Origin of the sequence: Mesorhizobium australafricanum, from assembly GCF_033977265.1 — a bacterium.
Lineage (GTDB): Bacteria > Pseudomonadota > Alphaproteobacteria > Rhizobiales > Rhizobiaceae > Mesorhizobium > Mesorhizobium australafricanum.
This window is the reverse complement of the sequence record NZ_JAVIIT010000008.1, coordinates 158,096-185,083: the sequence shown is the minus strand read 5'-3', so window position 1 is coordinate 185,083 and position 26,988 is coordinate 158,096. Positions and strand designations below refer to the sequence as shown.

23 protein-coding genes are annotated in these 26,988 nt (G+C 62.6%); 10 read left to right on the top strand and 13 right to left on the bottom strand.

Annotated elements, in window-relative coordinates; translation table 11 throughout:
• Positions 1-5: 5 nt before the first annotated feature.
• Positions 6-437, top strand: a complete 432-nt coding sequence (locus RFM98_RS17625; RefSeq protein WP_320310063.1) for an SgcJ/EcaC family oxidoreductase — start codon at positions 6-8, stop codon at positions 435-437.
• A 109-nt stretch (positions 438-546) separates the two neighbouring features.
• Positions 547-981, top strand: coding sequence for a hypothetical protein (locus tag RFM98_RS17620; protein ID WP_320310062.1), 435 nt, complete (start codon positions 547-549; stop codon positions 979-981).
• Positions 982-1,049: 68 nt separating this feature from the next.
• On the opposite strand, the gene RFM98_RS17615 is transcribed toward RFM98_RS17620, so the two are convergent.
• Together RFM98_RS17615 and RFM98_RS17610 are read right to left on the bottom strand one after the other, a co-directional pair.
• Positions 1,050-1,691 carry a hypothetical protein gene (locus tag RFM98_RS17615; RefSeq protein ID WP_320310061.1) on the bottom strand — a complete coding sequence of 214 codons (642 nt, stop codon included), beginning with the start codon at positions 1,689-1,691 and terminating at the stop codon, positions 1,050-1,052.
• Between the two features lie 63 nt (positions 1,692-1,754).
• Entirely contained in the window at positions 1,755-3,290 is a 1,536-nt protein-coding gene (locus RFM98_RS17610) for a hypothetical protein (RefSeq protein WP_320310060.1), read from the bottom strand.
• 167 nt (positions 3,291-3,457) lie between these two features.
• On the opposite strand from RFM98_RS17610, the gene RFM98_RS17605 reads away from it, so the two are divergent.
• The gene (locus RFM98_RS17605) at positions 3,458-4,849 is read left to right on the top strand and encodes an FAD-binding oxidoreductase (RefSeq protein ID WP_320310059.1); all 1,392 of its coding nucleotides are present in this window, start codon (positions 3,458-3,460) and stop codon (positions 4,847-4,849) included.
• A gap of 292 nt (positions 4,850-5,141) precedes the next feature.
• On the opposite strand, the gene RFM98_RS17600 is transcribed toward RFM98_RS17605, so the two are convergent.
• Both RFM98_RS17600 and RFM98_RS17595 read right to left on the bottom strand, forming a co-directional pair.
• On the bottom strand, positions 5,142-5,984 hold the full coding sequence (locus tag RFM98_RS17600; protein ID WP_320310058.1) for a BA14K family protein: 843 nt from the start codon (positions 5,982-5,984) through the stop codon (positions 5,142-5,144).
• A gap of 417 nt (positions 5,985-6,401) precedes the next feature.
• A complete protein-coding gene (locus RFM98_RS17595; RefSeq protein WP_320310057.1) occupies positions 6,402-7,502 on the bottom strand; it encodes a KamA family radical SAM protein in 1,101 nt (366 codons plus the stop codon).
• 486 nt (positions 7,503-7,988) lie between these two features.
• Here RFM98_RS17595 and RFM98_RS17590 point away from each other — a divergent pair, with 486 nt between their 5' ends.
• Together RFM98_RS17590 and RFM98_RS17585 are read left to right on the top strand one after the other, a co-directional pair.
• Complete coding sequence (locus tag RFM98_RS17590) at positions 7,989-9,644, top strand: acyl-CoA synthetase (RefSeq protein ID WP_320310056.1); 1,656 nt, start codon at positions 7,989-7,991, stop codon at positions 9,642-9,644.
• Positions 9,645-9,794: 150 nt separating this feature from the next.
• Positions 9,795-10,688, top strand: a complete 894-nt coding sequence (locus RFM98_RS17585; protein ID WP_320310055.1) for a hypothetical protein — start codon at positions 9,795-9,797, stop codon at positions 10,686-10,688.
• A 193-nt stretch (positions 10,689-10,881) separates the two neighbouring features.
• Here RFM98_RS17585 and RFM98_RS17580 read toward each other — a convergent pair whose 3' ends face one another.
• The 3 genes from RFM98_RS17580 to RFM98_RS17570 form a co-directional block, all read right to left on the bottom strand.
• On the bottom strand, positions 10,882-12,306 hold the full coding sequence (locus RFM98_RS17580; RefSeq protein WP_320310054.1) for a coiled-coil domain-containing protein: 1,425 nt from the start codon (positions 12,304-12,306) through the stop codon (positions 10,882-10,884).
• 425 nt (positions 12,307-12,731) lie between these two features.
• Positions 12,732-13,241, bottom strand: coding sequence for an Hsp20/alpha crystallin family protein (locus RFM98_RS17575; RefSeq protein WP_320310053.1), 510 nt, complete (start codon positions 13,239-13,241; stop codon positions 12,732-12,734).
• 92 nt (positions 13,242-13,333) lie between these two features.
• Positions 13,334-13,810 (bottom strand): Hsp20 family protein, encoded by a 477-nt coding sequence (locus tag RFM98_RS17570; protein WP_320310052.1) that lies wholly within the window; start codon positions 13,808-13,810, stop codon positions 13,334-13,336.
• A 272-nt stretch (positions 13,811-14,082) separates the two neighbouring features.
• On the opposite strand from RFM98_RS17570, the gene RFM98_RS17565 reads away from it, so the two are divergent.
• The 3 genes from RFM98_RS17565 (at position 14,083) to RFM98_RS17555 (ending at position 17,305) form a co-directional block, all read left to right on the top strand.
• The gene (locus RFM98_RS17565) at positions 14,083-14,553 is read left to right on the top strand and encodes a DUF982 domain-containing protein (protein ID WP_320310051.1); all 471 of its coding nucleotides are present in this window, start codon (positions 14,083-14,085) and stop codon (positions 14,551-14,553) included.
• 61 nt (positions 14,554-14,614) lie between these two features.
• Positions 14,615-16,507 carry a molecular chaperone HtpG gene (gene htpG, locus RFM98_RS17560; RefSeq protein WP_320310050.1) on the top strand — a complete coding sequence of 631 codons (1,893 nt, stop codon included), beginning with the start codon at positions 14,615-14,617 and terminating at the stop codon, positions 16,505-16,507.
• Between the two features lie 117 nt (positions 16,508-16,624).
• Positions 16,625-17,305, top strand: a complete 681-nt coding sequence (locus RFM98_RS17555; RefSeq protein ID WP_320310049.1) for a type 1 glutamine amidotransferase — start codon at positions 16,625-16,627, stop codon at positions 17,303-17,305.
• Between the two features lie 35 nt (positions 17,306-17,340).
• On the opposite strand, the gene RFM98_RS17550 is transcribed toward RFM98_RS17555, so the two are convergent.
• Together RFM98_RS17550 and RFM98_RS17545 are read right to left on the bottom strand one after the other, a co-directional pair.
• Complete coding sequence (locus tag RFM98_RS17550; RefSeq protein ID WP_320310048.1) at positions 17,341-17,559, bottom strand: hypothetical protein; 219 nt, start codon at positions 17,557-17,559, stop codon at positions 17,341-17,343.
• Positions 17,560-17,573: 14 nt separating this feature from the next.
• Positions 17,574-17,870 (bottom strand): hypothetical protein, encoded by a 297-nt coding sequence (locus tag RFM98_RS17545; RefSeq protein ID WP_320310047.1) that lies wholly within the window; start codon positions 17,868-17,870, stop codon positions 17,574-17,576.
• Positions 17,871-17,981: 111 nt separating this feature from the next.
• On the opposite strand from RFM98_RS17545, the gene RFM98_RS17540 reads away from it, so the two are divergent.
• Positions 17,982-20,357: a PAS domain S-box protein gene (locus RFM98_RS17540; protein ID WP_320310046.1), complete on the top strand. Its 2,376-nt coding sequence runs from the start codon at positions 17,982-17,984 to the stop codon at positions 20,355-20,357.
• A 104-nt stretch (positions 20,358-20,461) separates the two neighbouring features.
• Here the strand turns inward: RFM98_RS17540 and RFM98_RS17535 are convergent, their stop codons facing one another.
• From RFM98_RS17535 to RFM98_RS17520, 4 genes are all read right to left on the bottom strand, one after another.
• A complete protein-coding gene (locus RFM98_RS17535) occupies positions 20,462-22,084 on the bottom strand; it encodes an ABC-F family ATP-binding cassette domain-containing protein (RefSeq protein WP_320310045.1) in 1,623 nt (540 codons plus the stop codon).
• A gap of 316 nt (positions 22,085-22,400) precedes the next feature.
• A complete protein-coding gene (locus RFM98_RS17530; protein WP_320310044.1) occupies positions 22,401-23,144 on the bottom strand; it encodes a 2OG-Fe(II) oxygenase in 744 nt (247 codons plus the stop codon).
• Between the two features lie 126 nt (positions 23,145-23,270).
• Positions 23,271-23,795 (bottom strand): carboxymuconolactone decarboxylase family protein, encoded by a 525-nt coding sequence (locus RFM98_RS17525; protein WP_320310043.1) that lies wholly within the window; start codon positions 23,793-23,795, stop codon positions 23,271-23,273.
• A gap of 5 nt (positions 23,796-23,800) precedes the next feature.
• Positions 23,801-24,223, bottom strand: coding sequence for an OsmC family protein (locus tag RFM98_RS17520; protein WP_320310042.1), 423 nt, complete (start codon positions 24,221-24,223; stop codon positions 23,801-23,803).
• A gap of 3 nt (positions 24,224-24,226) precedes the next feature.
• Here RFM98_RS17520 and RFM98_RS17515 point away from each other — a divergent pair, with 3 nt between their 5' ends.
• Positions 24,227-26,896, top strand: coding sequence for a putative bifunctional diguanylate cyclase/phosphodiesterase (locus RFM98_RS17515; protein ID WP_320310041.1), 2,670 nt, complete (start codon positions 24,227-24,229; stop codon positions 26,894-26,896).
• Positions 26,897-26,988 lie beyond the last annotated feature (92 nt).

Here is a 26,988-nt window from a genome sequence, read left to right as displayed (position 1 = left end):
ATGCCATGAGACTGGTGGTCAGCAGAGCTGAGGATGCCGCGACTGCCTTTGCCGATGCCTGGAACAGACATGACATGGACGACTTCGCGGCGTTGTTTTGCGAGGATGCCAATTTCGTCAATGTCGTGGGCATGTGGTGGAAAAACCGCGCCGAGATTGAAGCGGCGCACCGCGCAACGCATGGGACCATGTTTCGCGACAGCCGGTTGGAGGGTGTTGTCCCGTCGGTTGTCGAGCTGTCCCCCGGCCTTGCATCGGTGCACTTTAGATGGACCCTGACCGGTGCATCCGCTCCGGACGGCTCACCTGCCGGAACACGGGAAGGCATCCTGCTTCTGGTGGTGAAGAAGGAACAGTCCGGCTGGCGGATAAAGGTGGCCCAAAACACCGACATCGTTCCAGGGGCGATTGCTCCCCCTTCCAACGCAAGCAGATAGGCCGGCCAAGCCCGCACGAGTCGGGCATGTGAAGCGGCTAATATACAAGAGAAGCCATAGCAAGCACCCTCTGCCCGGGACTTCCACTCTTTGAGGCAAGGAGACGGGCATGGGCATCGATCGGCAAGACAGCAAGCGAGCAGGCAAGGCAGGCGCGGCAATGGCGGCGCTGATGCTGCTGGGAGGATGCATGACGCACCAGCCGACCGGCATCGACGCATACCAGACGGGTGGCATAGACCAATGGCTGACGACGGCCAATGCCGACGCGGTGGTCAACGCGATGGCCGCGAAAGGCATGATGCCGGCGACCATCGACTGCCGGTTCGCCGACACCACGCCGGGCCAGCTGGCCTATGTCTCGAAATTCACCTGGAGGCGCGCGCCGACCAACACACGCTACCATTGGGAGGTTGGCGACCCGAGTTACCTAGTGAGCAAGGAAGTCAAAGCCAACAGGGTCGGGCTGCGGCGGGTGTTTGCGAAAGAGGTGCGGGATGCGGCGAGCGGGCAGAAGGTTGGGTGCTCGATCTGGGCGGGGTAGGGTTGCGCGGGCAAAGTAGAGGATGGCCACGAGCCGCCAAGCAACGGTGTAGGTGATCGAGAAAAAACTCACTCACCCTTCTTCCACACCACAGCCTCCCTCTCAAGCGTCTCTGGCAGATTGTTCAGGTAATCGATACGGATGGTCATCACTACATCCTTCCGGTAAATGCGATTGATATCAGTATCGGGAGGAATGTCTGTATTCAACTGAATGCCGCGACCACCTTTCATCAGCGCCGGCCCCAGTAAGGTGCCTGTTGTTGCCACTTGCAGTTGGCACACCATTTCATCCAATAAACTTCTAAATTCTGACCACCATGCGCCTGTGCGTTGCCCGTGCTTCTTCGGCCCATGAAGGTAATCGCCGAGGCGTGCAGCGTTCGCGCGCAACTTCATTGTTACAGGCGTGTAGTAGAGAACCGCCAGCGTATCGTTTGTGATCTCGTCTAAGACCGTCCACCGCATCACACGGTCGCCGCTTTTGAACGCTCGCTCGGCTGCCGCGCCAAGCTTGTTGATCTCCCACCCTTGCTTTTGCTTCTTTGAGACGTGATCCCACACATCAAGGTACTCTCGCATCCGCGCCTCCGCCGCGCATCTAAGTTCAAAGGCGGCGTAGAAAAGGTACTTCGGATCATTCTGTCGCAAACAGAGTTCTGCACGCTTTATATATTCACGTGCCGAGGTGCCGTAACCCGTAGCAGTCACCTTACCCCTCCCTGCCCGCAAGCCCCCAGGAACAGACACCGTTAGATGCCTGGCTGATTGATGTCACATATTTGAAGATTGAATGAAATTAGCGATGTTGCCAAATAGTAGCGCTTGATCACTACCGTCACCGGCAATCTCCTCTGATATTCTCGAATAATCTGATTGGATGCGCGCCAATTGCCCGTCATTCACGTCTTTAAAAACGTATGTCTCGATGACAACTGGAGACGACGCAGTTATCTGACGAACGGAGTCTACGATAAGGTCACTCTGCACTTTTCGCTGAACGATTGCATAGAATGACCATTCGGCAATTTTTGCCCCCGTATAATATTTAAATGATGCGATCCCTCTAGGGGCATCAGAAGGATCTTTCAAAACCAATCGCATAGACCCATTCTGGAGGACTTGGTAAAAATATCCAAGATCCTTTATCGCTCCTCGCATATCATTAATGCTAAAGGAAATTCCATCAGTCGGTGAATGCCTCGTAACCAACTGGATCGCATCCATGATGCATGATAGTTGGGTTCCATCCTTTCCTCGAAGGGTATCGTTGAACGTAACGGTGTACTCGAGAGGGTCTTGATTTGGCCTACGAGCTATTACATCAATTGGACCGAGCGCAGCCCAACGCGATATTTTCCCAGCGATACTCAAGTAATCGAGTGAGAACTTTTTCTCGGGTGGAATTTCGATAGAAAATTTCCTTTGTCCGTCGCCGCCTAAGATCATTTCAATAGGTGGAGCGAAAATTCGCGATTTCCGCCTTTCGAGTGCGATAACTGGGAAGGCATAGTCGAAGACCACCCCAGTGAGCACTAGGGTGGGTTCGCCTGTATTCCCTCGCACCCTTACTTCACATTCATCAGTTGGCTCCGGTGTAATGAAAACGTTTCCAGGCCCAAAGACCGCTGGAGCCGGATCTCGTATTCCAAACCGAGATTCCGTGCTTTTGAAAGTCGACGTGGCAAGGCCGTTGCCAAGCCCCAAAAATGCGTTGGCGATTTCGTCTTCCGATTTGACCTGCACCGTGAAAGTGGCTGTTCCGTATCCATTCTCATAACCGAGGGTAGTAAATAGGTGGTGCTTTGCGTCTCCATAAACACCTTGCACGGCATCAATCTCAGATCGCATCCAAGCGACGACATCGCCTGTAATTTCTGTATCTGATGGGAATCGTATGGTGATTTGTTTTTTGTTTAGTTGGATTTCTTCAACAGCAGCTTGTCTCACCGCAGAAAGGCTTTTGCGCATGAGTTCTGACCATACGTGCAGGCCATAGAAGCGGTGACTGCCCTTGTTGTCACGAGTTACGGCAACAAGAAACCACGGCTGCTTTGAAGCGCATGCTATCTGCACATTCGACAGCTTGATGGTCGCTGATGGCGGCTTTCCTCCACTCTTCGATTTCACTTGGACAAAGGCGACGTCTTTTGCGGGTCGGCGTTCAAGCGGCCCCGAATAAGACCGATCAGGGAATTCTATAAGAAAGTCCCATCCATTGATGTCCTCGTCAGGAGGCGAGCATACCGCATCGCCATCCGAACATGCCGTTGAAAACAGTTTCTCTGCCCAACGTGGTACCCGCGCCATGTTCTACCCCGAATCCAAGCAGACGCATTTTAAAATGCCACCAATCACAACGCCAGAAGTGCAAAGGTTGGCTTATAATGGCATGCGATTCCGGATGGAAAATCGCTACGAACTTTTCTTGGGGTCAATCTATAGGTTTGGCCTCCCCGCAGGATATGAGCCAAACCTTGACTGACGCCGCCGAATTGCTTCCCTCCCTCCGCGCCGCCCTCCCCACCGCCACCATCTGGGACGCCGCCGAGATCGCCTCTCGCGATCCCGGCTTCGATGCCCGCAATTTCGGCGCCTCTGCTCTCGTGCGGCCGCGCGATACGACAAGTGTTGCGGCGCTGGTGCGGTTCTGCGCGGAGCGTGGCATTAGCCTCGTCCCCCAGGGTGGGCGCACGGGGCTGGCGGGTGGGGCGGCGAGTTCGGCGGGTCAGGTGATCTGCGATCTTGGCGGACTGAACCAAATCGAGGAGATCGACCCGTTCGCGCGGGTGGGGATCGTCCAGGCGGGTGCTACGCTCGGCACGCTGCAGGAGGCTTGTGCCGTGCATGGGCTCGACCCGGGCATCGACCTTGCCGCGCGCGGCAGCGCCACCATTGGCGGTATGGTTTCCACCAATGCCGGCGGCATCATGGCGTTTCGCAACGGCACGATGCGCCACCGCGTGCTCGGCCTCGAAGCCGTGCTGCCGGACGGGCGGGTGTTTTGCGACCTCACCCGGGTGCTCAAGACCAGCGCCGGCAATGATCTGAAACATCTCTTCATCGGCGCGGAGGGCACGCTCGGCATCGTCACCCGCGTGGCGGTGCGGCTCGACCCGGTGACCGGCGCCAGCGCCACCGCGCTTGTCGGCGTGCCGGATGCGGCCAGCGCGCAACGCATCGTGCGGCATTTCCTGGGCTCGACCAGCGCCCGGCTCACCGCCGCCGAAATCCTGTGGCGCAATTTTGCAGCACTCATGCAGCGGGGGCTGGGCTACGCGCCCGGCCAGTTGCCGCTCGACGCGCCTTGCCTTCTGGTGCTGGGGCTCGGTGCCGACAGCATCGAGACGGCTCGAGGCGTGCTGGAGGACGGGCTGGCGGCGATCTGGGACGAGGCCGGCATCCTCGACGGGCTGGTCGCGAGCTCCGACGCGCAAGCCGCCGCGATGTGGCGGCTGCGCGAGGAGACCGTTGAGATCGAGCACGCGCACCCTATGGCGCCGTCCTTCGACGTGTCGGTGCCGGGCGGCGCGCTGGACGCCTATGTGGCGCGCATCGAGGCGGGGCTGAAGCGGATCGACGCTGCCTACGCGCCTTATGTGTACGGCCATCTTGCCGACGGCAATCTGCACATCTCCATCAATTGCGACGGCCCGGTCTCGCATGAGCGGCACGAGGCGATCGAGGACGTGCTTTACGAGGGACTGCGCCAAGCCGGCGGCTCGTTCTCGGCCGAGCATGGCGTGGGGGTGGACAAGCGCGAGGCCTATGAGCGCCACGCCGACCCGGTGAAGCGGGATTTGGCGAAGGCGATCAAGGCGTTGATCGATCCGGGTGAGGTGATGAATCCGGGGAAGGTCGTGGGCTGAGGTGGCGGGCTTTTCCTCGGGGGATGAAACGTGGAGAGGCCGGCGCGAGGCACCCCCCTCTGTCCTGCCCGTCCTCCGCAGCAGCTGCGCTGCAGCTACTGAGGGTGGACCGGACATCTCACCCTCAAGGGGGGAGATCAGCAGTTCGGTCGCAGCGCCTCTTCTGCAACGCTGGTGATTGGCGAAAGACTGCACGCGGCCAATCTCCCCCTTGCGCGGGAGATGTCCGGCAGGAGGGCCTGGCGCCGGCCTTTCAGCAGTCCAGCGCCACTTCGCGGTAAGGTGGCTTCCCCTACTCGCACTGGCGGCGCGGGCCGCCGTCGAAGGGCTGGTAGGTGTTGTCCTGCGGATCGTAGGAGCGGTAGCGGTTGAAGCAATAGTCGACATGGTCGCCCGATAGCTGCCGGACCTGTTTTGATGCCTGTTCCTGGGCGGCCTGCGCCTCGGGTGAAATCTCTTCCGGCGGGCCGCCAAAGGTGGTGGCGTAGCCTTCCAGCTCGGCCTGGTCGTCGCTCAGCTGGTCGTCGGTCGTGGCGCCTTGCTGGTCGCCAGCCTGATCGTTCTGGTCGGTCGAGGCGGTGCGGTCGCCGCCGGGATCGTAGTAAGGCGAGACGCAGGGGCGCAGCTCGCCGCTGTAGGAGCGGTAGCTGTTCTCGTCCGGGCGGTAGCTGCGATAGCGGCTGGCGCACCATTGCAGGTGGGCGACGGGCAATTGCTGCTGCCGGGCCTGCTGATCGACTGTCGCCGGCGGCTGGGCCGCGCTGGCGTCCGGCGCGGGCTGGCCCGGCACGGAGATGCCCGGCAGTGGCTGCAGTCGCGGCTGTGCGGGCGGTGCCGGCGCTGCAACCGCCGCGGCCTGGGTTCCGTCGCCCGCTTTGACCGACTCGTCCGTCCTGGCCGGCTCGCCTGCCTTGGCGGGCGCGGCCGCCGCCTGCTGGGCCGGAATGCGTTGAAGGTTCTGCTTCTGCTGATCGACTGGCTGGGCATCCTTCGTCCAGAGCTCGGAAACGCCGATCGTCGGCGTCGCCTGGCGCACCGGCTTGGCGGCCAGCAGCCAGGTGGCGAAGCCAAGCCCGCTGGCGAATACGGCGAGCGTCAGCACGAAGCCGCCGACAATTCCCAACAACGCTTTCACGCGACGCTCCTTCAGGCCCCGCTCATAAAATGCGGGGCTCGGGCTCCAGTTCCCACGAGAAGAGGGCAATGTTGAGACTCCGCCCGGCAGCAACGGGTGAGCCCCGCATGCTCCGGGAGAAGCAGGCGAGGCTCAAGGATCGCTAGGAGGGACCTAGCTGGGGCTCTTACAGCTACTGACTTTTGATGATGATCCCGGAAGGATCATCGTCAATGTCGGCCTTTTTCCGGGCCTCTGCATCGTGCAAACGGAGGAATGACCAAGCGATCCTTCGTTCACAAGGTGCAGTTCCCACGGGATCGGAGCCATGCTTGTTTCAGTCGGCAGCCACCAACGCCTGCCGGTAGGCCCGACAGCCGGCATCTTTGCCCCCAACGCGGCTGTCGGGCCGCCTTCGAGCTGCATGTGGCCCGCGCTTCACAAGCCCACCACCACCTCGCGATACTCCCGCACCTTCCCATCCTGGCCGCGAATGCGCCATGTCCGGCCGTCGCGGCCCTCGATGTGGCTCGCCGCCAGCGGCACCTTGCCGCCGCCGTCCGGCAGGTCGATGACATAGGTCGGGTTGCAGATGCCCGAGAGGCGCTGGCGCAGTTCCGCCACCAGCGCCTGGCCTTCGGCGATCGTGGTGCGGCGGTGCGCCATGCCGCGCGCTAGGTCGCCATGGTGAAGGTAATAGGGCTTTACGCCGAGACGATACATCAGCTCGCGGCAGAGCTCCTCCAGCACCGCGACATTGTCGTTGACGCCCTTCAGGAGAACGCTCTGATTGAGCAGCACGAAGCCTGCCTGACGCATCGTGCGGCAAGCCACTTCGGCCGCTTCGGTGAGCTCGCGCGGATGGTTGAAGTGGGTGACCACCGTTACCATCAACCGGCCCTGCAACGCCGCGGCCAGGCCGGAGGTAATGCGCGACGGCAGCGCCACGGGCACGCGGGTGTGGATGCGCAACAGCCGCAGATGCGGGATCGTCTCCAGGCGGGCGCGGATTTCAGCCAGTGCCTTGTCGGGCAGCGACAGCGGATCGCCGCCGGTCAGGATCACCTCGCGGATCTCCGGGTGGTCCGCGATATAGGTCAGCGCCGGCTCCAGCGCTTCGCGCGTATAGCCGCGGCCGATCGATGTCAGCGACTCCTTGCGGAAGCAGAAGCGGCAATAGACCGCGCATTGATAGGTCGGGAACAGAAGCACGCGGTCGGCATGGCGGTGCGTCAGCCTTGGCACCGGGCTGAAGGCGTGATCGCCGATCGGGTCGTCGATCTCGCCCTCGGCGGCGACCAGTTCGTCGGGCGACGGGATCACCTGGGCGCGGATCGGATCGTTTGGGTCGTTCCAGTCGATCAGGTCGAGATAGGGTTTGGGCACGCGCACCTTGTGGGCGGCCGCGGCCTCTTGCGCGGCGGCGCGCTCGGCCGGCGAGAGCGGCAGCGGGGCAAGGTCGCGGACATGGCGCACGCCGGTGCGGATATCGGCTTGCCAGGCGGTGTCGGGGGCCGGTTGTTTGAGATTGGTGGTCATTGAGGTTCCGGAGTGGATTTGCGCGGGATATCGGCTGGATGACGGGCGGGGTCAATGGCGGCGGCTGCCGCAGACCCTGAAGCGCCGAGTTCCCGCCCACCCCCCTCTGTCCTACCCGTCCTCCGCAGCAGCTGCACTGCAGCTACTGAGGGTGGACCGGACATCTCCCCCGCAAGGGGAAATTAGAGGCTTCGGCGCCACGCCTGCCTTGCAGCGTTGGAGATTGGCGAAAGCCGGCGAGCGCGCCCCTCGCCCCGTTTACGGGGAGAGGATGCCGGCAGGCAGGTGAGGGGCGGCGCCGACGCTCGAAAATACAGGCGTGCCGACCAATTGCCGTTGGCAGCGCTGCCCCTCATTGCCCTGCCGGGCATTTCTCCCCGTGAACGGGGAGAAAGACGCTGCCGCAATCGACCCACGCCCTCTTTTCAGGCAATGTCCTCCAGCCCACGCCATGGGGAGATGGCGTCAGGCCAAGGGAGGATCGCCATGACCAAAGCGCCTGCGCTGCCGCGCTACGAAGATGCCGTCGAGCGCTTCCGCATCGAGGACGAGATCGCGCGGCTTGACGGCGATCCGGCCACCGGCATCAACGCCTATGTCGAATGCTGCGGCCGCTATACCGGCGCGAACCGGCTGGCGCTGCGCGCGATCTCGGCCGCCGGAGAGCCGCGCGAATTCACCTTCGACGATCTCGCCGACCTATCGGGCCGCGTCGGCACCATGCTGAAGGGTCTCGGCGTGCGCCCCGGCGATGTCGTTGCCGGAATGCTGCCCCGCATTCCGGAACTGGTGGCGCTGATCCTCGGCGCGTGGCGCGTCGGCGCGGTCTATCAGCCGCTGTTCACCGCTTTCGGCCCTAAGGCTATCGAGCATCGCCTGAGCTACAGCAAGGCCAAGCTGGTGGTGACCAATCCCGCCAATCGCGGCAAGCTCGACGAGGTGGAAAACCGCCCGCGCATCGCCACCATCCTCGGTTCCGGCGATACGCTGCCCGCCGGCGACATCGACTTCCGCGCCGCCCTCGCCGCCGCCTCCCCCGACTGCCCGCCGGTCATGCGCAAGGGCTCGGACCTGTTCATGATGATGTCGACCTCCGGCACCACCGGGCACCCGAAAGGCGTGCCGGTGCCGCTCAGCGCGCTGCTAGCCTTCGGCGCCTATATGCGCGACGCGATCGGGCTCACGCCCGACGACATCTTCTGGAACATCGCCGATCCCGGCTGGGCCTACGGGCTCTATTACGCCATCACCGGACCCTTGCAGCTCGGCATCGCCACCACCTTCTATGAAGGCGCGTTCAACGCCAGATCGACCTACGACATCATCGAGCGCCTGGGCGTGACCAGCCTTGCCGGCTCGCCGACGGCCTATCGCCTGCTGATGGCGGAAGGGCCGGAGGCGGCCGCCCGCGTCAAGGGCAAGCTGCGCGTGATGAGCAGCGCCGGCGAGCCGCTCAACCCGGAAGTGATCCGCTGGTTCGACGCCCATCTCGCCGCGCCGATCCACGACCATTACGGCCAGACCGAGAACGGCATGATGGTCAACAACCATCACGGGCTTGCGCATATCGTGCGCGCGGGCTCGGCCGGCTTTGCCATGCCGGGCTACCGCATGGTGGTGCTGGACGAGGCGGGCAATGAGCTCGGCCCCAACCAGCCGGGCGTGCTCGCGGTCGATATCGCCAGATCGCCGCTGCGCTGGTTCAGCGGCTACCACCAGGCGGAGACGCCGGCGATCGCGGGCGGCTACTACCGCACCGGCGACACGGTGGAATATGAGCCGGACGGTTCGGTCTCCTTCATCGGCCGGGCCGACGACGTCATCACCTCGGCCGGCTACCGCATCGGGCCGTTCGATGTCGAAAGCGCGCTGATCGAGCATCCGGCGGTCAACGAGGCGGCGGTGGTCGGCGTGCCCGATCCGCAACGTACCGAGATCGTCAAGGCCTTCGTGGTGCTGGCGTCCGCCTTCAAAGGCAGCGAGGAGCTCGCCGAGGAGCTCGCCCAGCATGTGAAGAAGCGGCTGTCGGCGCATTCCTATCCGCGCGAGGTCGAGTTCGTCAGCGAGCTGCCGAAGACGCCGAGCGGCAAGATCCAGCGGTTCCTGCTGCGCAAGGCGGAGGTGGAGAAGCACAAGGGATGAAGCGAGTTAGGCGCAGCGCGGGAACTGCCAATCTTCCCCCTTTTGGGGGAGATCAGCAGCTTCAACGCCGGCGCTCTCAGTCTTTATTTGGCCCAATCTTGCCTGCAAACCATGCGTACCGTTTGGGCGAACACATCTCGGGGCACATCAATGCGGCTGGTCTTAACGCTTCTCATTGCACTGGCGGGCAGCACGGCGCTCGCCGCCTCGCCGGAAGACGATTATATCGCGGCGCGCGACAAGGCGATTGCCGATATCACGGCGCAGGAAAGCGCCAACACGGCGATCGAAACCATCGATGCCCAGAACGAGAAGGCGCTCGCCGACCTCCAGCAGCGGCTCGCCACCATTCTCGGCCCGCTTTCGGTCAAGGATTTTCCGACGACCGGCACGATGAACGTTCAAAGCCTCAACGCTTCCGATATCGGCTTCGGCATGCTTGACGGATTGAGATATTCCCAGAGCGATGACGGCCCGAGCATCGTCGCCTCGACGCGCGGGCTGACCGAGCGCTGGCTCAAGTCGAAGTCGGCCGAAACGGAAGCGGATTTCAAGCTGCCCACCGACATCGGCGCGGCGCTGAAGCTCGACAGTTTCTACACCCAGGCCATCGGCAGCGACGCCGCGTTCTCCGGCACGCTCGACTCTTCGCTGAAGAAGCCCGAGGGCGCCGACATGGCGATCGCTCGGCTCGGCGGCTGGACGCAGGATATCGGGCCGATCTACGACCAGCACGTCGTCGTGGCGGTCGTCAAAGGCGACCGCGTGCTGATTGCCGAGGCGCCCGCCTCGCCCGCCGTGCCGAAGATCGCGGCATGCGATTCAATCTGGGCAGCCGCCGACGCCGCCGCGCAGAAAGCCCAGCAGGCCGATCAGGGCTCGGACCAAGACAACCCGCAGGCTTCCGATCCTGCCAATGCCGCCTGGGAAAAGGGCGACGCCGACTACCGCGCCTGCATGGCCCAACGCCTGCCCGGCGACGCTTCCTTCCCGGCGCTGCTCAAGCAGGCGCAGGACCTCGCCGACAGCATGGCGGGGAAATAGTCCGCCAGAGCATCCCAGGATATTTGCGCGTCGGTTCCGCCCGCAGCCAGAGCGTTTCACCGTTTCACGGAAACGGCGAAACGCCCCAAGTCTTTGTCCTTGCGCAATACCGGACGGAAAACCGCTACGCACTTTTCCTGGATTTGCTCCAAGCGGTTCAGCGCTTCCATCAAAGCTGAACCGCTCCAGGTTTTCAGCTTGCGTTGGCGCGCATGTTTCGCCGGGGGAGACGCCGTGCGGCGGGGCGCCCCGTTTCCGCGATGATCCCGTTGGCTGGAGGCGCGGCATCCTTGCGCGATCGCGCGTCCGTCACCCGATGCAGCCGCTCGTAAGGCAGCAATTCCCTGATGCGGGCATTGAGCGTTTCGACCTCGGCGCGCAAATCCTCGCACTCCTGCTTCTGGATATCGAGCTGAATCTGCTCGGATGCCTGCTGCAGCGAAAGCTGTGAGAGATTGGTGCTGACCAGGGACAAGTTCTTTTTGTCGGCTTCGCTCTCGTCCTTGAGAACGGCGAGCCTCTCCTGCGCAATCTGGCGTTCGGTCACGACATCGTTCAACTGCGCCTTGAGCCTGGTGATCTCGGCCGTGGCTTCGCCATTGTCGATCGAGACCTGATCCAGACGCGACCGTAGTTCCTGGATCTCGGCGCGCAGACCGCGCATTTCCGCCTGGCTGCGCGCCAATTCGGCGGCACCGTCGCTTTCGGCGATGCGCGCCGCCTCGGCTGTTTCGGCAAGCTTGGCCTGCGTTGCCTCCAGCGTCTTCTGCAGCCGGGTTTCTTCCTTTTCGTGGTTGCCGAGTTGAGCCATCAGCTCGGCAATATGGGCGGTTTGGCTGGCATGGGTTGCCGCGAACTCGTCGAACTTGTGCCGGGCCTCCGCCTCGCGCTTTTGCGCCTGCTCCAGATCGACCGAGAGGCCGACCTGCTTTTCGCGCAGCAGCTTGTTCTCGCTGGTGCGCCTGTCGATGTCGACGGTCTTGGCGGTCAGAGCCTTGACGATCTCGCCGAACTCCGTCTCGCGCCTGGTACTCTCATTGCTCATCTCCACCAGTTCGAGGCGCGCCGCCGCCAGTGCGGAGCGCAGTTGCTCCCGGTCCTGGACAAGGCTCGCCTCGCGCTGTTGCCAGGCCTCGGCCGCGCCATCGCGTTCGCGCTGCTTGCGGGCGGCGTCGAGCAATTGTTCCGAGAGCATCTTGTGCTCGGTGGTGAGAGCGAGGTTTGCCAGCTCCAGCTCGTTGGAGCGCAATACGTCGCGATGGAAGACGTTGAGGACTTCACGCGTCATACGATGCGCGGTGGCGATCTCCGCCAGCTTCGCCTCGATCTCCTGCACATACCCCTGCCCGTCCCGGAAAAGCCCGGCGACGGCCTCCAGGGCGGCCAGCCGCGTCTGGGTATGCGGCGTCAGCCGCGATGGCGCTGTGTCAGGCTGCTCTTCGGGCGGCGGATTCTCGTCGCTTGCCACCAGTTCTTGGCCGGCAACGGCATCGTCCTCCGACGGCGGCGGCTCGTCCCCTGCAAGAACGTCCTCGAATGCTTCCGCCAGATCCGATTGGAGCTCCTGAAATTCCTTATCTACGTCTTCGGCACGCTTGATCAGAGACTTGAAATTCATCACGGCACATCCCTTAAGCTGCCCCCAAGGCATACTTAACAAATTGCTAATGTATCCCTTTAAGCGCCAACCGGGAAGCCTCCACGAAAGAAAGCAAAATTAAGGTTATCGCGGCGTCCAATATTATGCGGCTCGGGTGGCAGGTGATCCCTCTTCCAGCCCTGGCATATGTCAATTTTTTCTCTGGGCGAGATGCTGAAAGCCCCCGCTGCAAAAGAGAAAGACAGAACCTGCTTGTCATCATTCATATGACCGTTGCGAAGACTTCAGGACGAAAAAGAGAAGCTCGCGTCGCATCAATTTCTATCCCGGGCCGCCCTCTGAGCGATCGGGCGGAGCTGCGCCGCGCGAGCATCCGGTTGCCGAGGCTCTCATAGAGGATTGCGACGCGGGAGGCGCATCGGCCGACCTCCCGCGTCGATGCGTCAGCTCTTGATGTCGATGCGCTTGATCTGCGACTGCGCCTTCTCGCTCTTCGGCAAGGTGACGGTCAGCACGCCGTTCTTGAAGCGCGCATCCACCTCGTCTTCCTTGACCTCGTAGCCGACCGGGATGCGGCGTTCGAACCGGCCGTAATAGCGCTCGGAGAACTGCCTATCCTTGTCCTCCGTCTCGGAGCGCTTCTCGCCTCTCAGCGTCAGCACGCCGTCGTCGAGCAGGACCTCGATGTCCTTCTGTTCGAGGCCCGGCACTTCGGCCATCACCTTGATCTCTTTCTCGCCATTGGAAATCTCGACGCTTGGCCAACCAGCGTCGAGGGCGGAAACACCGCCAAAAGACGGCAAGCGGCTGTCGAAACCGCGGAAAACGTCGTCGAACAGGCGGTTCACCTCACGATGCAGCGACAGGAACGGATCGCGCTCAGCGTCGCGAAATACGCTTGGAACTTGGCTAGCGTTATTCCTGGCCCAGGGGATCAGATCACGGACACTCATGTTTTTCTCCTTTCTGCCATCGACTTGAAAGTTCCGCGCTGCGCCGGGCACATATGCCCGGCGCATTGCGCGAATGCGCGACAGGATGGCCCTCAGGCGGCCTGCTTTTCGGCTTCGATCTTCTTTGTCGTGCCTTTGGGCATTGCCTTGTCGGCTGCGATCTCGATCCGGCGCGGTTTCATCTCTTCTGGAATTTCGCGCTTCAGATCGATCGTCAGGAGGCCATTGACAAGGCTGGCGCCGGCGACCTTGACGTGATCGGCAAGCTCGAAGCGGCGTTGGAATGCGCGACCGGCAATGCCGCGATGCAGGTACTCACCCTTGTCCTCGCCAGCTTTCTCGCCTGACACCAAAAGCATGTTCCGTTCCTGGGTAATGCCTAGTTCGTCCTGCGAGAAACCCGCCACCGCCATGGAGATGCGATAGTCGTCTTCTGCGGTCTTGGCGATGTCGTATGGGGGCCAGTTGTCGACGGTTTCGATCCGGCTCGCCGTTTCCAGCGCGTTGAGCATTCGATCGAAGCCGATGCTCGAGCGGAACAGGGGACTGAAGTCAAACGTCGTTCTCATAGCTATATCCTCCATTGAGCAACATAGATACGAGGAGCGCCAAGGAAGCGGCGCTCCTTGACCTTGCCGGCCTCTTCAGGCACCGGCAACATCGATTTGGGAATTCGGCCTCAGGACGTCAAGGCCCGGCGGAAGCCATCTTCAAGGCCATGGAAAGCCGCCGTCTTCACCTCCATGCTAGCAGGCAGGCAGCTGAATGATGAATTGAAAGCGGCGGGGCCATCCGTCTGCATCGAGACCGGGTTCGATGCTCGCAAACGCAAGAGATTGGCATGATTGCAGGACGATTGCGGGAATGTCTGAGACTGTTGACATGGGAGGCAGCCGACCTCGCGCAGGAACTGGACTGCCCCAGAAACGACGTGACGCGCTGGCTTGAGGGACGCGCGCCGGTGCCGTTGGCCGTCGCCGCCTGGATCGAGGCCCTCGCCAAGAGGGTTCAGACCATGAACCACGACCGTTTTGAAGAGCCTGTCACCAACCTTGTCGGCATGGGCTTGCCCGTGCGGCTTGAGACCGTGATGCAAGCCTATGCCCTGCTGCAGGATTGGCCGGCAGCGATCAGGAGCAGCGCGCATGCGATCGCTCTCGACGCCTGCAAAGCGGGCATTGCCTGCGAGACCCGGAAACGGTCCGCGCGACCCTTGTTGCCTTCGCCCGTCGACGATATTCTGGCCCCCGACATGGTTTCGCTCGCGCCGACGGACCTGGCAGAGCACGCACCCACAAGCAACAATTGCTGAAAATTTGAACCCCGGCGCGCGCTGGCGTGGCGGACAAATCGACCAACGCAGGAATTCTGAGATGACGACGGACACCAAGGCGACTGAAACCAGGACATTCGAGGCGGACGTTTCGCGGCTGCTGCACATGATGGTGCATTCGGTCTATTCGGACCGCGACGTCTTCCTGCGCGAGCTGATTTCCAACGCGGCGGACGCCTGCGAGAAGCTGCGCTTCGAGGCCATCAGCCGTCCAGAACTGCTTGGCGACGATCCGAAGCCGCGCATCACCATTTCCGCCGATCCCGACAACAAAGAGCTTGTCGTCGAGGACAACGGCATCGGCATGAGCCGCGACGAGATGGCCGAGGCGCTGGGCACGATCGCGCGCTCCGGCACGCGCGCCTTCCTGGAGCGCGTGGAGGCCGGCAAGGCGGCCGAAGACACCCAGCTCATCGGCCAGTTCGGCGTCGGCTTCTACTCGGCCTTCATGGTGGCCGACCGGGTCGACGTGATCAGCCGCCAGGCCGGCGCCGACTTGGCCTTCCGCTGGTCGTCCGACGGCAAGGGCACCTACGAAATCGCGCCTGCGCCGCTCGAGGCGGCGCCCAGGCGCGGCACGCACGTCGTGCTGCATCTGATGGAAGATGCCTCTTCCTATACCGCGCCGTACCGGCTCGAAGGGCTGGCGAAGTCGCAGTCGGGCCATGTGCCGGTGCCGATCACGCTCGTCGAAAAACCCGGCGCCGAGCCGCGCGACGTCGCCGACGGCACAGCACTCTGGGTGCGGCCAAAGAGCGAGATCAAGCCGGAAGAATACACCGACTTCTACCGCGGCATTTCCGGGCAGTATGACGAGCCGGCCTCGACCATCCATTTCCGCGCCGAGGGCCGGCAGGAATACAGCGTGCTTGCCTTCGTGCCCGGATCGCGGCCGTTCGACCTGTTCGACCAGGACCGCAAGGGCCGCATGAAGCTCTATGTGCGGCGCGTCTTCATCACCGACGATGCCGAAGTGCTGCCGCGTTACCTGCGCTTCGTGCGCGGCCTGGTCGATTCCGCCGACCTGCCGCTCAATGTCTCGCGCGAGATGATCCAGGAAAGCCCCCTGCTCGCCGCGATCCGCAAGGGCGTGACCAACCGCGTTATCGGCGACCTCGCCAAAATGGCCGAAAACCACGCGGAAGCCTATGCGAAAATCTGGGAGGATTTCGGCGTCGTCCTCAAGGAAGGCCTCTATGAGGATTACGAACGGCGCGAGCAGTTGCTGAAGCTCGCCCGTTTCCGTTCGACGGCTTTGGGCGAAGGCTGGCGCAGCCTTGCCGACTATGTGGCGGCGATGAAGGAAGGCCAGAAGGCGATCTTCTTCATGGCCGGCGACGACCGTGCCCGGCTGGAGGCCTCGCCGCAGCTCGAAGGGTTTCGCGCGCGCGGCATCGAGGTGCTGCTGCTCACCGATCCGGTCGACAGTTTCTGGGTGACGATGGCGCCGGAATTCGACGGCAAGCCGTTCAAGTCGGTGACGCAGGGCGCGGCCGAGCTTGCCGACGTCGCGCTGTCCGACGATGCGGCGAAGCCCGACAGCGAGACGTCATCCGACATCGCGACATTCCTCGCCTTCGTGAAGGCCACGCTCGGCGACGATGTCTCGGACGTGAAAGCCTCCGACCGGCTGACCGAGAGCGCCGTCTGCCTCGTCGCGCCCGAGCATGGCCCCGACCGCCAGTTCGAGCGCCTGCTCAACGCCGCCGGCCGGCTCGACAAGGCCGCCAAGCCGATCCTCGAGATCAACCCGCGCCATGAGCGCGTCGCGGCGCTGGCGAAGCTCGGCGACGACGAGACGGCATTCAAGGAAGACGCCGCGCATCTGCTTTATGACGAAGCGCGCGTGCTCGACGGCGACAAGCCGGCCGACGCCAAGGCCTTCTCGGCGCGCTTGGCGCGGCTGATCGACCGCGGGTTGGCCAAGGGGTGATGAAGGGCGCTGCGCTTGCGCGGCCTGTCAGCGTCCAGACGGAACTGGACGCTGGCACATTTCCGACAGCCCGCTAAGCTTTATCGTAGTCTCGCGAAATGAGCGGCAGGAGATCCGATGAAGCGCATTGTTCTGGTCAGGCACGCGGAAGAACCCGGCGACGATCATGTTCAGACGATGCTCACGGCGAACGGCCATGCGATCACGACCGCGATGCCGTTCAAGGGCGAGCCAATCGATCTCGACGCTGTCGACGGCGCGGTGATCTATGGCGGCCCGTTCAACGTCTTCGACGCCGAAAAGCATCCGTTCCTCGATGACGAAGCCGGGCTGATCGAGCATTGCCTGGAAAATGACCTGCCGCTGCTTGGCATCTGCCAGGGCGCGCAGCAGATCGCCTGGCATCTGGGCGCCGATGTCGGGCCGGTGGCAAGCGGCATCAGGGAGTTCGGCTATTTCGAGATCACGCCCACGGCCGAAGCCGGCGACTTCCTCGATCGGCCGCTTTTCCTGCCGCAGAACCATTTCCACACCTTCGCCCTGCCGGCGGGTGCGGTGCATCTCGCCTCGAGCGACACCTTCCCCAACCAGGCGTTCCGGATCGGCGACACGACCTACGCGCTGCAATTCCATGCCGAGCAGGGTCCGGCCGGCTTTCGGCGCTGGCAGGAGCGGCAAGGCGCGCCCTACGGAACGCTCGGCGCGCAGGACCGGGGCGAACAGGACCGACTGATGGAAGCCCACCACGCAGCACAGCTTGCCTGGTTCAGCGGCTTCGTGACGAAACTCTTCGGGTAGGTGGTGGAGCGGTCGCAGTACCAGCTTTTGATAGCCTACTTCGAGGAATCCGAAAGAACGAGGTTGCCCTTGCGCAGCGTAATACGCCGCTGCGGGTGTTCGTCCTTGGCAGCTTGAAAGATAGCGCGGGCGAGTTGAGCCGTGAACGCGCGCGCAAGCACCCTTTCGACAATGTCGCCGGATTTCGAGTGCCAAAGTTCAATACGGTAAGGCAGCGCCTCGGCGGCTCGTGAAGGATTGGCAGTCCCTTTCATGGGCGGGCCTCTGCCTAATTCGTCGGACCATTCCATCTCGAAACAGTGATGTTCTTGTGCCGCAAGGTCACGAACCGATCCGGGTGCTCGCGCGTGGCGGCATAATAGGCCGCGTAGCCGATGCTGGCGTTGGCCGTGACGGCGAGAACCTGCTCGACACTGTTTTTCGCCGCGTTCCAGAGTTCCACCTTGTAGGGAAGATCTTCATGTTCGGCAGCTCCGGAGCCACCGGCGGCAGGATTTTGTTCGCCGTCTTCGAGATCGTCTTCCGGAGCAAAGCTGTAGTGATGGGCACAGCTTTCGGATTTCAATATGAGGGCGTGAGAACATGTCGCCATAGATCAAACCTGTTGCTATGCCAGCCCGCCAGACCTATGCTCATCAACCGAAAGACAATCGCAGCGCGCAACCCAGGTTGAATGATGGCATCAACCGCAACCGATGCGCAACATGTTTCCGACGCCCGCCGCCTTGAGCTGTTTATCGACGCGGTTGTCGACTATGCGATTTATACTCTTGATCCAGACGGCTTCGTCACGAGCTGGAATGCTGGCGCCGAGAAGATCGAGGGCTACACGGCTTTCGAAATTCTGGGCCATCATTTTTCCCGCTTCTTCAGCCTCGAAGACCAGCGGAATGGTGTTCCGGAGAACATCCTTGCCTTGGCGCGGGCAACCGGCAGGCACGAGGCCGAGTGCTGGCAAGTGCGCAAGGATGGCTCGCGCTTCCGGTCGAACACCGTGGTTCAACAGGTGGTCGACGATCACGGCGTCCTGGTAGGTTATGCGAAAATCACGCGCGACATTACCGAGCGCGTCGCGGCCCATGAGGCGCTTCTCGAAAGCGAGCGGCGTTTCCGTATTCTTGTCGACAGCGTGCTTGACTACGCCATCTACATGCTCGATCCGAGTGGTGTCATAATCAACTGGAACGCCGGCGCTGAACGGCTCAAGGGCTATACTGCCGACGAGATTGTCGGACAGCATTTTTCCAGATTCTACACACGCGAAGAACGCGCCAGAGGCGTGCCCGCCCGCGTCCTCCAAACTGTGGCACAGGCCGGTCGCTTCGAGTCCGAGGGTTGGCGGATCCGCAAGGACGGCAGCCGCTTCTGGGCATCCATCGTCATCGATGCGATACGCAACGAGTCAGGAGAACTGGAAGGCTTCGCCAAGATCACGCGAGACATTACCGAACGGCGCGCCGCGCATGAGGCGTTGCGCGAAAGCGAGCGCCAGTTCCGGCTGCTGGTGAGCGGGGTGACCGACTACGCCCTCTATATGCTCGACCCGAATGGCGTCGTGACAAGCTGGAATGCGGGTGCCGAACGCATCAAGGGCTACGCGGCCGACGAGATCATCGGCCAGCATTTCTCGCGCTTCTACACCGAGCGCGATCGTGCCGCCGGCCTGCCGGCGCGGGCGCTCAATACGGCTCGGCGAGAGGGACGATTCGAAGCCGAGGGATGGCGCGTTCGCAAGGACGGTGCGCTGTTCTGGGCCAATGTCGTGATGGACCCCATTCGCGACGAGCATGGCGAGCTGGTCGGCTTCGCCAAGATCACGCGCGACATCACCGACCGTCGCGACGCCGACATCGCGCTTCAACAGTCGCAGGCTCAGCGCGCACACGCGCAAAAAATGGACGCGCTCGGGCAATTGACGAGCGGCATCGTGCATGACTTCAACAATCTGCTGACCGTGGTCGACACATATATCCGCATGATGAAGAAGAAAACCGGCGATGACAGCGAGACGGTGCGGGCGACGGAATCTGTCGAACTCGCCGTCAAGCGCGGTGTGGGCCTGACACGCCGACTGCTGACCTTCTCGCGCCAGCAATCGACCCGCTCCGAAGTGATCTCCCTGCCGGAGCGGATTGAGGCCGTTCGTGGAATGATTACGAGTTCTATCGGCCGATCGGTGAAAATCGCAGCCAGTTTCGGACAGGAAACCTGGCCGGTGAAAGTCGATCCGAGCGAGTTCGAGCTTGGCCTCGTCAACATCGTATTCAACGCGCGCGATGCGATGCCGGACGGAGGCGTGATCACGATCGCGACGGAGAACGTGGCGCTCTCGCGAGGCGATACGAACACCGAACTGCAAGGCGAATTCGTCGCTTTGAGTGTGACAGATACCGGAACGGGAATCGCGCCGGACGTTCAGGCAAAAGTCTTCGAACCGTTCTTCACGACCAAGGGGCCCGAGAAAGGTACTGGCCTCGGACTCGCGCAGGTGTACGGTTTCGCCCAGCAGGCCGGCGGCGCGGTCATGATCGACAGTCAGCTTGGCGAAGGAACAACCGTCACGATCTACCTGCCGCGCGCCCATGCCGACACCGGTGACGCCCAACCGGAAGATAGCGGTGGCGGGACGGTGCTGGTGGTCGAGGACAATCCGGAAGCGGCCGCGGCCGTTGTCTTAATGCTGGAGCGGCTCGGCTATGAAGCACATACGGCAAACGACGGAGAGGCCGCACTTCAGGCGATAGGCCGGCGGAAATTTGATCTGGTGATAAGCGACATCGTGATGGCCGGTGACATGAACGGCATCAGCATCGCCCGCGCCATTCGAAAGACCAAGCCCGACTTGCCCGTGCTGCTGGTGACAGGGTACGACGATTGGGAAGCCGTGACGAACGACGAATTCGCACTTGTCCGAAAGCCGGTCGAAATTGCAGAGCTGAGCCGGGTTGCGAGGCGCCTGATTGCTCAGTCGAAGCAGCCTGAAGGCAGCAACATCGTCAACCTCAGAGCAAAAGCTCGTTCCACTGGATCGCCCCGATCGGACGAACGATAATTCCGGCGGCGGCGCGTTTGCTCGCCTTGGGTCCGGCCAAAGTTGGTCCGACCAAAGCTTGGGGCGGTTTTATCCAGTTTGAGAATCGGGCCGGGCTCCCTGCCCTACCCCCTTAGCCCCGGCGCTTCCTGTCCGGTGCGGGCGACATATTCGGTGTAGCCGCCGCCATAGGTGTGGACGCCGTCGGGCGTCAGTTCCAGCACGCGGTTCGAAAGCGCCGCCAGGAAATGGCGGTCGTGCGAGACGAAAAGCATGGTGCCTTCATATTGCGACAGCGCCTCGATCAGCATCTGCTTGGTCGTTATGTCGAGGTGGTTGGTCGGCTCGTCGAGCACAAGCAGGTTGGGCGGATCGAACAGCATCAGCGCCATCACCAGCCGCGCCTTCTCGCCGCCCGACAGCACCCGGCATTTCTTCTCGATCTCGTCGCCGGAAAAGCCGAAGCAGCCGGCAAGCGCGCGCAGCGGCGCCTGGCCGGCCTGCGGGAAATTATCCTCCAGCGTCTGGAAGACGGTGCGCTCGCCGTCGAGCAGCTCCATGGCGTGCTGGGCGAAATAGCCCATCTTGACGCTTGGGCCGCGCGCGACGGAGCCCTCGTCCGGCTCGGAGGCGCCGGCGACCAGCTTCAACAGCGTCGACTTGCCGGCGCCGTTGACGCCCATCACGCACCAGCGCTCGCGGCGGCGGATCTGGAAGTCGAGGCCCGAATAGATATTGCGGCTGCCATAGGCCTTGTGGATGCCCTTCAGCGTCGCCACGTCCTCGCCGCAGCGAGGCGCCGGCTGGAACTCGAAGGCCACCGTCTGACGGCGCTTCGGCGGCTCGACGCGGTCGATCTTGTCGAGCTTCTTCACCCGGCTTTGCACTTGGGCCGCGTGCGAAGCGCGCGCCTTGAAACGCTCGATGAACGCGATCTCCTTGGCCAGCATTGCCTGCTGGCGCTCGAACTGCGCCTGCAACTGCTTGTCGGCCAGCGCGCGCTGGTCCTGGTAGAATTCGTAATTGCCGGAATAGGAGGTGAGCGCGCCGGCATCGATCTCGATGATCTTGTTGACGATGCGGTTCCTGAACTCGCGGTCGTGCGAGGTCATCAGCAGCGCGCCGTCATAGTCCTTGAGGAACTTCTCCAGCCAGATCAGGCTTTCGAGGTCGAGATGGTTGCTCGGCTCGTCGAGCAGCATGACGTCGGGCCGCATCAAGAGGATACGGGCGAGCGCGACACGCATCTTCCAGCCGCCGGAGAGTTTTGAAACGTCGCCGTCCATCATTTCCTGGCTGAAGCCGAGGCCATCCAGCACCTCGCGGGCGCGGCCGTCGAGCGCATAGCCGTCGAGCTCCTCGAAGCGGTGCTGGAGCTCGCCATAGCGCTCGATGATGGCGTCCATCTCGTCGGCGCGCTCCGGATCGCCCATGGCGTGTTCGAGCTCGCGCATTTCGGCGGCGACCGCGCTGACCGGCCCGGCGCCTTCCATGACTTCGGCGACGGCGCTCAAGCCCCCCATGTCGCCGACATCCTGGCTGAAATAGCCGATGGTGACGCCGCGATCGACCGAGACCTGCCCTTCGTCAGGCTGCTCCTGACCGATGATCATGCGGAACAGCGTCGTCTTGCCGGCGCCGTTCGGGCCGACCAAGCCGACCTTCTCGCCTTTCTGCAAGGCGGCCGAGGCTTCGATGAAGACGATCTGTCGGCCGTTCTGCTTGCCGATATTTTCGAGACGGATCATGGGGCGGTCCGGGTAAATGCGCTGACGTGGCGGGATTTGCCCGGGGCATACGCGAATGAGGCTGCGGAGGGAAGAGCGCAAACGCCGCAGGATGTGGCGAAGGCGGTGCCTCAGCCAATCTCCCCCCTTGCGGGGGAGATGTCCGGCAGGACAGAGGGGGGTGTGAAGGAACGCAGCGTGCGAGTCTGATAGTTGGCGAAAGCCTTCGCAAGCTTCAATTCGTGACGGGTTGAGACGTCGGCGGGACAGCACCCCCCTCTGCCCTGCCGGGCATCTCCCCCGCAAGGGGGGAGATCAGCAGCGTCGGCGCCGCGCTCTACCTCGCGTCGTGGAAGATAATCCCGACCGTATGCCGCTGTCCTGAACGCAAGCGACTGACGCCGTGGCGCAGGTTGACGCGGTAGTGGCCCTTGGTGCCCTGCACAGGCCGGTTGTGCACGGCGAAGATCACAGCATCGCCTTTTCTCAGCGGCACCACTTCGGCGCGGCTTTGCATGCGCGGGCGCTGTTCGGTGAGCACGAATTCCCCGCCTTCGAAATTCTCGCCAGGCTCGGACAACAGGATCGCCACCTGCAGCGGAAAGGCGAGCGCGCCGTAAAGATCCTGATGCAGGCAGTTGAAGTCGCCGGGGCCGTATTGCAGCAGAAGCGGCGTCGGCCTCACCTGGCCTTCGTCATGGCAGCGCTTCAGGAAGGTCGCGTGCTCGGCGGGATAGCGCTGCGCCACATCCATCTTCTCGTTCCAGTCATTGGCGACCGTGGCGAGACGCGGATAGAGGGCTGAGCGCAAACCCTCGATCAGGTCCGGCAGCGGGTACTTGAAATAGCGATATTCGCCTTTGCCGAAGCCATGACGCGCCATCACGACATGACTGCGGAAATGCTCTTCATGCGGATAGAGGCCGGCGATATCGGCGCATTCTTCCGCCGACAGCAGACCCGGCATGACGGCGCAGCCATGGGCGTTGAGGTCGGAGGCGAGCGCGCGCCAATCCTGCGCCGCGACGCGGGATTCGGCGGAGCGGCTGGCGCGTTTGGTGTTCAGGGAATGGATGGTCATGGCTTGGCTCCATCGCTTGCTTGTGTTCCGAAGATGGGGCGCGCGACGAAAGGGAGCCACCCGATTCCTGCGGAAGATGTGCGCGGCTTCCCCTTCTCCCACAAGGGGAGAAGGGGAAAACGCACTTCACCGCCTCCGATACTTCTCCAGCTCCGGATCGAGATCCACCTTCACCGCGTTGGTGAACACGCAGGTCGCCACCATGATGCCGGCGAAGGCGGTGAGGTTGACGAGCAGCGTCTCGTCGTAGCGCGCCTTGAGCGCGGTCCAGGTTTCATTTGGAACGGAGTTGGCGTCGGCCGCGACCGCCTTGCCGAATTCGGCCAGCAGCGCCTCGTCGGCCGTTGGCGCTATCGCTTCGGGATCGAGGCCGTTGTCGATCAACGCGCGGCGGAAGAAGGTCACCGGGACTTCGGCGCCCATCGTCTCGGCGATCGCCTTCGAGAACAGCCAGATGGCGCGGTCGTCGAGCATGGGCTTGAGAAGATCGCGCAGCGTGAACCATTCGGCGTAGATGCGGTGGGCGGCCGGCGAGCGCAGCAAGATGCGCTTCATGTTGGTCATGCGGCCGCGCAGCTTAAGCTCGCGGTCGTGCTCGGCGCGGATTTCTTCGGAAGCGGTCGCGTAGTCGATCGCGGAGAGATGCGCCATCAGCTTCAGCCCAGCGTCGCGTGCAGTGTGGGCGCGCCGTGCAACGTGTTGGAGACGGTGCAGATATCCTCGGCGTCGGCGAGGATTTGCTGCTTCGTCGCGGCGTCGAGATCGCCGGTGATTTCCAGCTTGATGTTGAATGTCTCGACGCGCGAGGGCTCGTCCTTCGCCTTCTCGCCGCCGACATCCGCCCTCACCTCGCCAAGCCGGTCGGCGACGCCGAGGCGCGTGGCGGCGATCCGGGCGCTGAGCACCATGCAGGCGGCGAGCGAAGCATAGAGCAGATCGAGCGGATTGAAGCCCGGCGCGCTGACCTGCGTGACCACATCGACCGTGCCGCCGGTTGGGGTGGTTATCGTCGGCAGGCCGCCCGGCGGCAGGACGGCGAGCGCACCTGTGGCCCTCGTTCTCACCTTAAGCTCGCTCATCAAATGTCCTTTCAGCACACTGCAGAAATCGAGGTCGCGGACACCGATGGGTGTCCTGTCGGCACGCTATCGATCTCTACGCGCAAGATCGACCAGTTTCGTTTTCTGGCCCAGCAAGTCCGAGCCCGCGAGACGGCGTCGATCCTTCGTCGCCTCGCGAAGGAAGGCGAAGGCAAACGATTAGAAGTTCCTAAACTTCGAAATGCTATGCATTCCAGGTTCATGTTGGGGCTTTGGATGAAGGCGTTCAGGCGAGCCATCGGATTTGCGCTGATCCTGTTTACCGGAGCGGCAACGTTTGGCGCGTTGCATATCGATGCCCAACGCAACTACGCGTTGGCCAGGCAGCGTTATTTCGAGAACTCCCAGGCCACTGCCCGTGCCACGGCCAAGACCGTCGAGGACTCGCTGGGAGCGATCTACGAAAACGTCCGCACTCTGACCTACTTGCCGAGTGTTCGAAATCTCGACCGCCACGGCACCAATCTCGGCGACGAAGGGCGCGCGACGATCCAGCAAATCTACAACAACCTCGCCAACAGCGTTTCCATCTCGGAGGTCTACTTCCTGCCCCTGGACTTCGATCCGGATCGCTTCGATCCGGTGACGGGCAAGCTCGAGGAGCCGATCCTTCAGTTCGACCAGTTGATCGTCAACGCGAAAGCAAGGGGCGCTGCCGCCGATCAGAACAAGCTGCAGGAGTTGGACGCTCATTCGCTGACACGGCCGCCTGAAGAGATCGAGACATATGAATACCACGAGCTTGCCAAGCAACTTGCCTGGCTGAAGGCCAATTACCCGAATTCGAGCAGCATCGACGGGCTCAACGTCCCGGTCATCGGCACCAAGGAGCTGATCACCTGCGACAACACAGACTTCATCCACAGCGGCAACGACGGCGACCGATCCGGTTTCATCCTTTCGGTTCCCGTCTTCTCGGCTGACGGCAGCCTGCGGGGTTCCGTCTCGGCCATCATGCTCACCTCGGCGCTGCGCAAGCTGCTGCCCGGCAGCGAGTATGTCATCGTCAATTCAGGCTACGGGTTCGAATCCGACCAGCACCAGTTGCCGGCGTCGCTCGCAGCCGACACCCACTCGTTCACCGCGCCGGACCCGAACCTGATCTACTCGCAGGTCATTCCGCTTTCCCTCAACGATCCAAGAAGCTCTTGGCACCTCTGGGCTGGATTTCCCAACAGCAGGTTCGAATCCAATGTGGACGCAAAGTCCGTGCGCCAGTTCGAGCTTTCAGGATATGCCGCGATCGTGGTCGTCACGCTGCTGGCCATGGCTTGCTGGTACGCGATCGCCCGCAGCATGTCGCTTCAGGCAAACGCGGCCGAAACGCTCGAGCGGCGGGTGGACGAACGCACCGCCGAGATCCAGCACCTGGCCACCCATGACATCCTGACCGGGCTGCCGAACCGCGGGCTGCTGGCCGATACGATGGACGAGGCACTGAGAAGCCTGCGGGGTAGCGAGAAGCTGGCCGTGCATTGCGTCGACCTCGACCGTTTCAAGCCGGTGAACGACACGCTCGGCCATCCGATCGGCGACGAGCTTCTCGGTGCCGTGGCGAAGCGCCTGAAGCAGCAGGCCGGAGAAACCGCTATGGTGGCGCGGGTCGGCGGGGACGAATTCATTATCATCCAGTTGCTGTTCGACGGCGACGCGCAGGCCGGCGCGCTGGCCAGCCGGGTCATCCACGCGCTGTCCGGCGAATTCGTGATCCAGGGGCATAAGATCAATATCGGCGCCAGTATCGGAATTGCGGCCTTTCCCGATGACGGCGACAGTTCCGAAATTCTCATCCGCAATGCCGACCTCGCGCTCTACAAGGCAAAGATGGAAGGCAGAGGCACTTGCAGGTCGTTCGAGCCCGGGATGGACGCGCGCCTGCAGGAGCGTCGCCTGCTCGAGGCTGAGCTGGCGCTCGCCGTGGCAAACGATCAATTCGTGCTGCACTATCAGCCGTTGCACGACGCAAAGACTTCCAAGCTTACGGGCTTCGAAGCCCTCGTGCGATGGAACCATCCGCGGCTCGGCCTGCTGCCGCCGTCGGAGTTCATCTACCTTTCGGAAGAGACCGGGGTCATCGACACGCTGGGCGAATGGATCATGCGACAGGCCTGCGTCGATGCGGCCCAATGGCCCCAGCCCGTCAAGGTCGCCGTCAATCTTTCGCCGGCCCAGTTCAAGCAGCAGGGGTTGGCGCTCCAGGTCGCCGCGGCACTCGCCGCCTCCAATCTCCTGCCAGCGCGGCTCGAGCTAGAGATCACGGAATCGGTGTTGCTGGCGCACAACGAGCACACGATCCAGACACTCTATAGCCTGCGCGATCTCGGCGTTGGTATCGCCATGGACGACTTTGGCACCGGCTACTCGTCGTTGAGCTATCTGCGGTCCTTTCCGTTCAACCGCATCAAGATCGATCGCAGTTTCGTCAGCCTGATGTGCGAGAGCAGCGAAAGCCGGGCTATCGTCAAGGCCGTGGCCGATCTCGGCAGCACGCTCGGCATGACCACGACCGCCGAGGGCGTCGAGACCGAGGACCAGTATCGCCTGGTCAAGGAGAATGGCTGCACGGACGTCCAGGGTTGGTTGTTCGGCCGGCCGATGCCGGCGTCCGACCTCCCTGCCCTTTTCGAGGCGCCGCGTACCCTAACGGCCTGAACCATGCAATATCGTCGGATCAGGTGCGGCGGGGTCGCTCTTCCTGGCGCAGGGTGGGTGTTCAACGCAAGGTGTTCGACCGAATTCCAGCC

Excerpts from the sequence above, each read along its gene's own strand:
- RFM98_RS17540 (WP_320310046.1), top strand. The coding sequence starts at position 17,982 with ATGGCATCAACCGCAACCGATGCGCAACATGTTTCCGACGCCCGCCGC.
- RFM98_RS17625 (WP_320310063.1), top strand. The coding sequence starts at position 6 with ATGAGACTGGTGGTCAGCAGAGCTGAGGATGCCGCGACTGCCTTTGCC.
- RFM98_RS17520 (WP_320310042.1), bottom strand. The coding sequence starts at position 24,223 with ATGAGCGAGCTTAAGGTGAGAACGAGGGCCACAGGTGCGCTCGCCGTC.
- RFM98_RS17590 (WP_320310056.1), top strand. The coding sequence starts at position 7,989 with ATGACCAAAGCGCCTGCGCTGCCGCGCTACGAAGATGCCGTCGAGCGC.
- RFM98_RS17575 (WP_320310053.1), bottom strand. The coding sequence starts at position 13,241 with ATGAGTGTCCGTGATCTGATCCCCTGGGCCAGGAATAACGCTAGCCAA.
- RFM98_RS17585 (WP_320310055.1), top strand. The coding sequence starts at position 9,795 with ATGCGGCTGGTCTTAACGCTTCTCATTGCACTGGCGGGCAGCACGGCG.
- RFM98_RS17595 (WP_320310057.1), bottom strand. The coding sequence starts at position 7,502 with ATGACCACCAATCTCAAACAACCGGCCCCCGACACCGCCTGGCAAGCC.
- RFM98_RS17580 (WP_320310054.1), bottom strand. The coding sequence starts at position 12,306 with ATGAATTTCAAGTCTCTGATCAAGCGTGCCGAAGACGTAGATAAGGAA.
- RFM98_RS17555 (WP_320310049.1), top strand. The coding sequence starts at position 16,625 with ATGAAGCGCATTGTTCTGGTCAGGCACGCGGAAGAACCCGGCGACGAT.
- RFM98_RS17620 (WP_320310062.1), top strand. The coding sequence starts at position 547 with ATGGGCATCGATCGGCAAGACAGCAAGCGAGCAGGCAAGGCAGGCGCG.
- RFM98_RS17565 (WP_320310051.1), top strand. The coding sequence starts at position 14,083 with ATGATTGCAGGACGATTGCGGGAATGTCTGAGACTGTTGACATGGGAG.
- RFM98_RS17610 (WP_320310060.1), bottom strand. The coding sequence starts at position 3,290 with ATGGCGCGGGTACCACGTTGGGCAGAGAAACTGTTTTCAACGGCATGT.
- RFM98_RS17515 (WP_320310041.1), top strand. The coding sequence starts at position 24,227 with ATGTCCTTTCAGCACACTGCAGAAATCGAGGTCGCGGACACCGATGGG.
- htpG (WP_320310050.1), top strand. The coding sequence starts at position 14,615 with ATGACGACGGACACCAAGGCGACTGAAACCAGGACATTCGAGGCGGAC.
- RFM98_RS17530 (WP_320310044.1), bottom strand. The coding sequence starts at position 23,144 with ATGACCATCCATTCCCTGAACACCAAACGCGCCAGCCGCTCCGCCGAA.
- RFM98_RS17550 (WP_320310048.1), bottom strand. The coding sequence starts at position 17,559 with ATGAAAGGGACTGCCAATCCTTCACGAGCCGCCGAGGCGCTGCCTTAC.
- RFM98_RS17535 (WP_320310045.1), bottom strand. The coding sequence starts at position 22,084 with ATGATCCGTCTCGAAAATATCGGCAAGCAGAACGGCCGACAGATCGTC.
- RFM98_RS17525 (WP_320310043.1), bottom strand. The coding sequence starts at position 23,795 with ATGGCGCATCTCTCCGCGATCGACTACGCGACCGCTTCCGAAGAAATC.
- RFM98_RS17570 (WP_320310052.1), bottom strand. The coding sequence starts at position 13,810 with ATGAGAACGACGTTTGACTTCAGTCCCCTGTTCCGCTCGAGCATCGGC.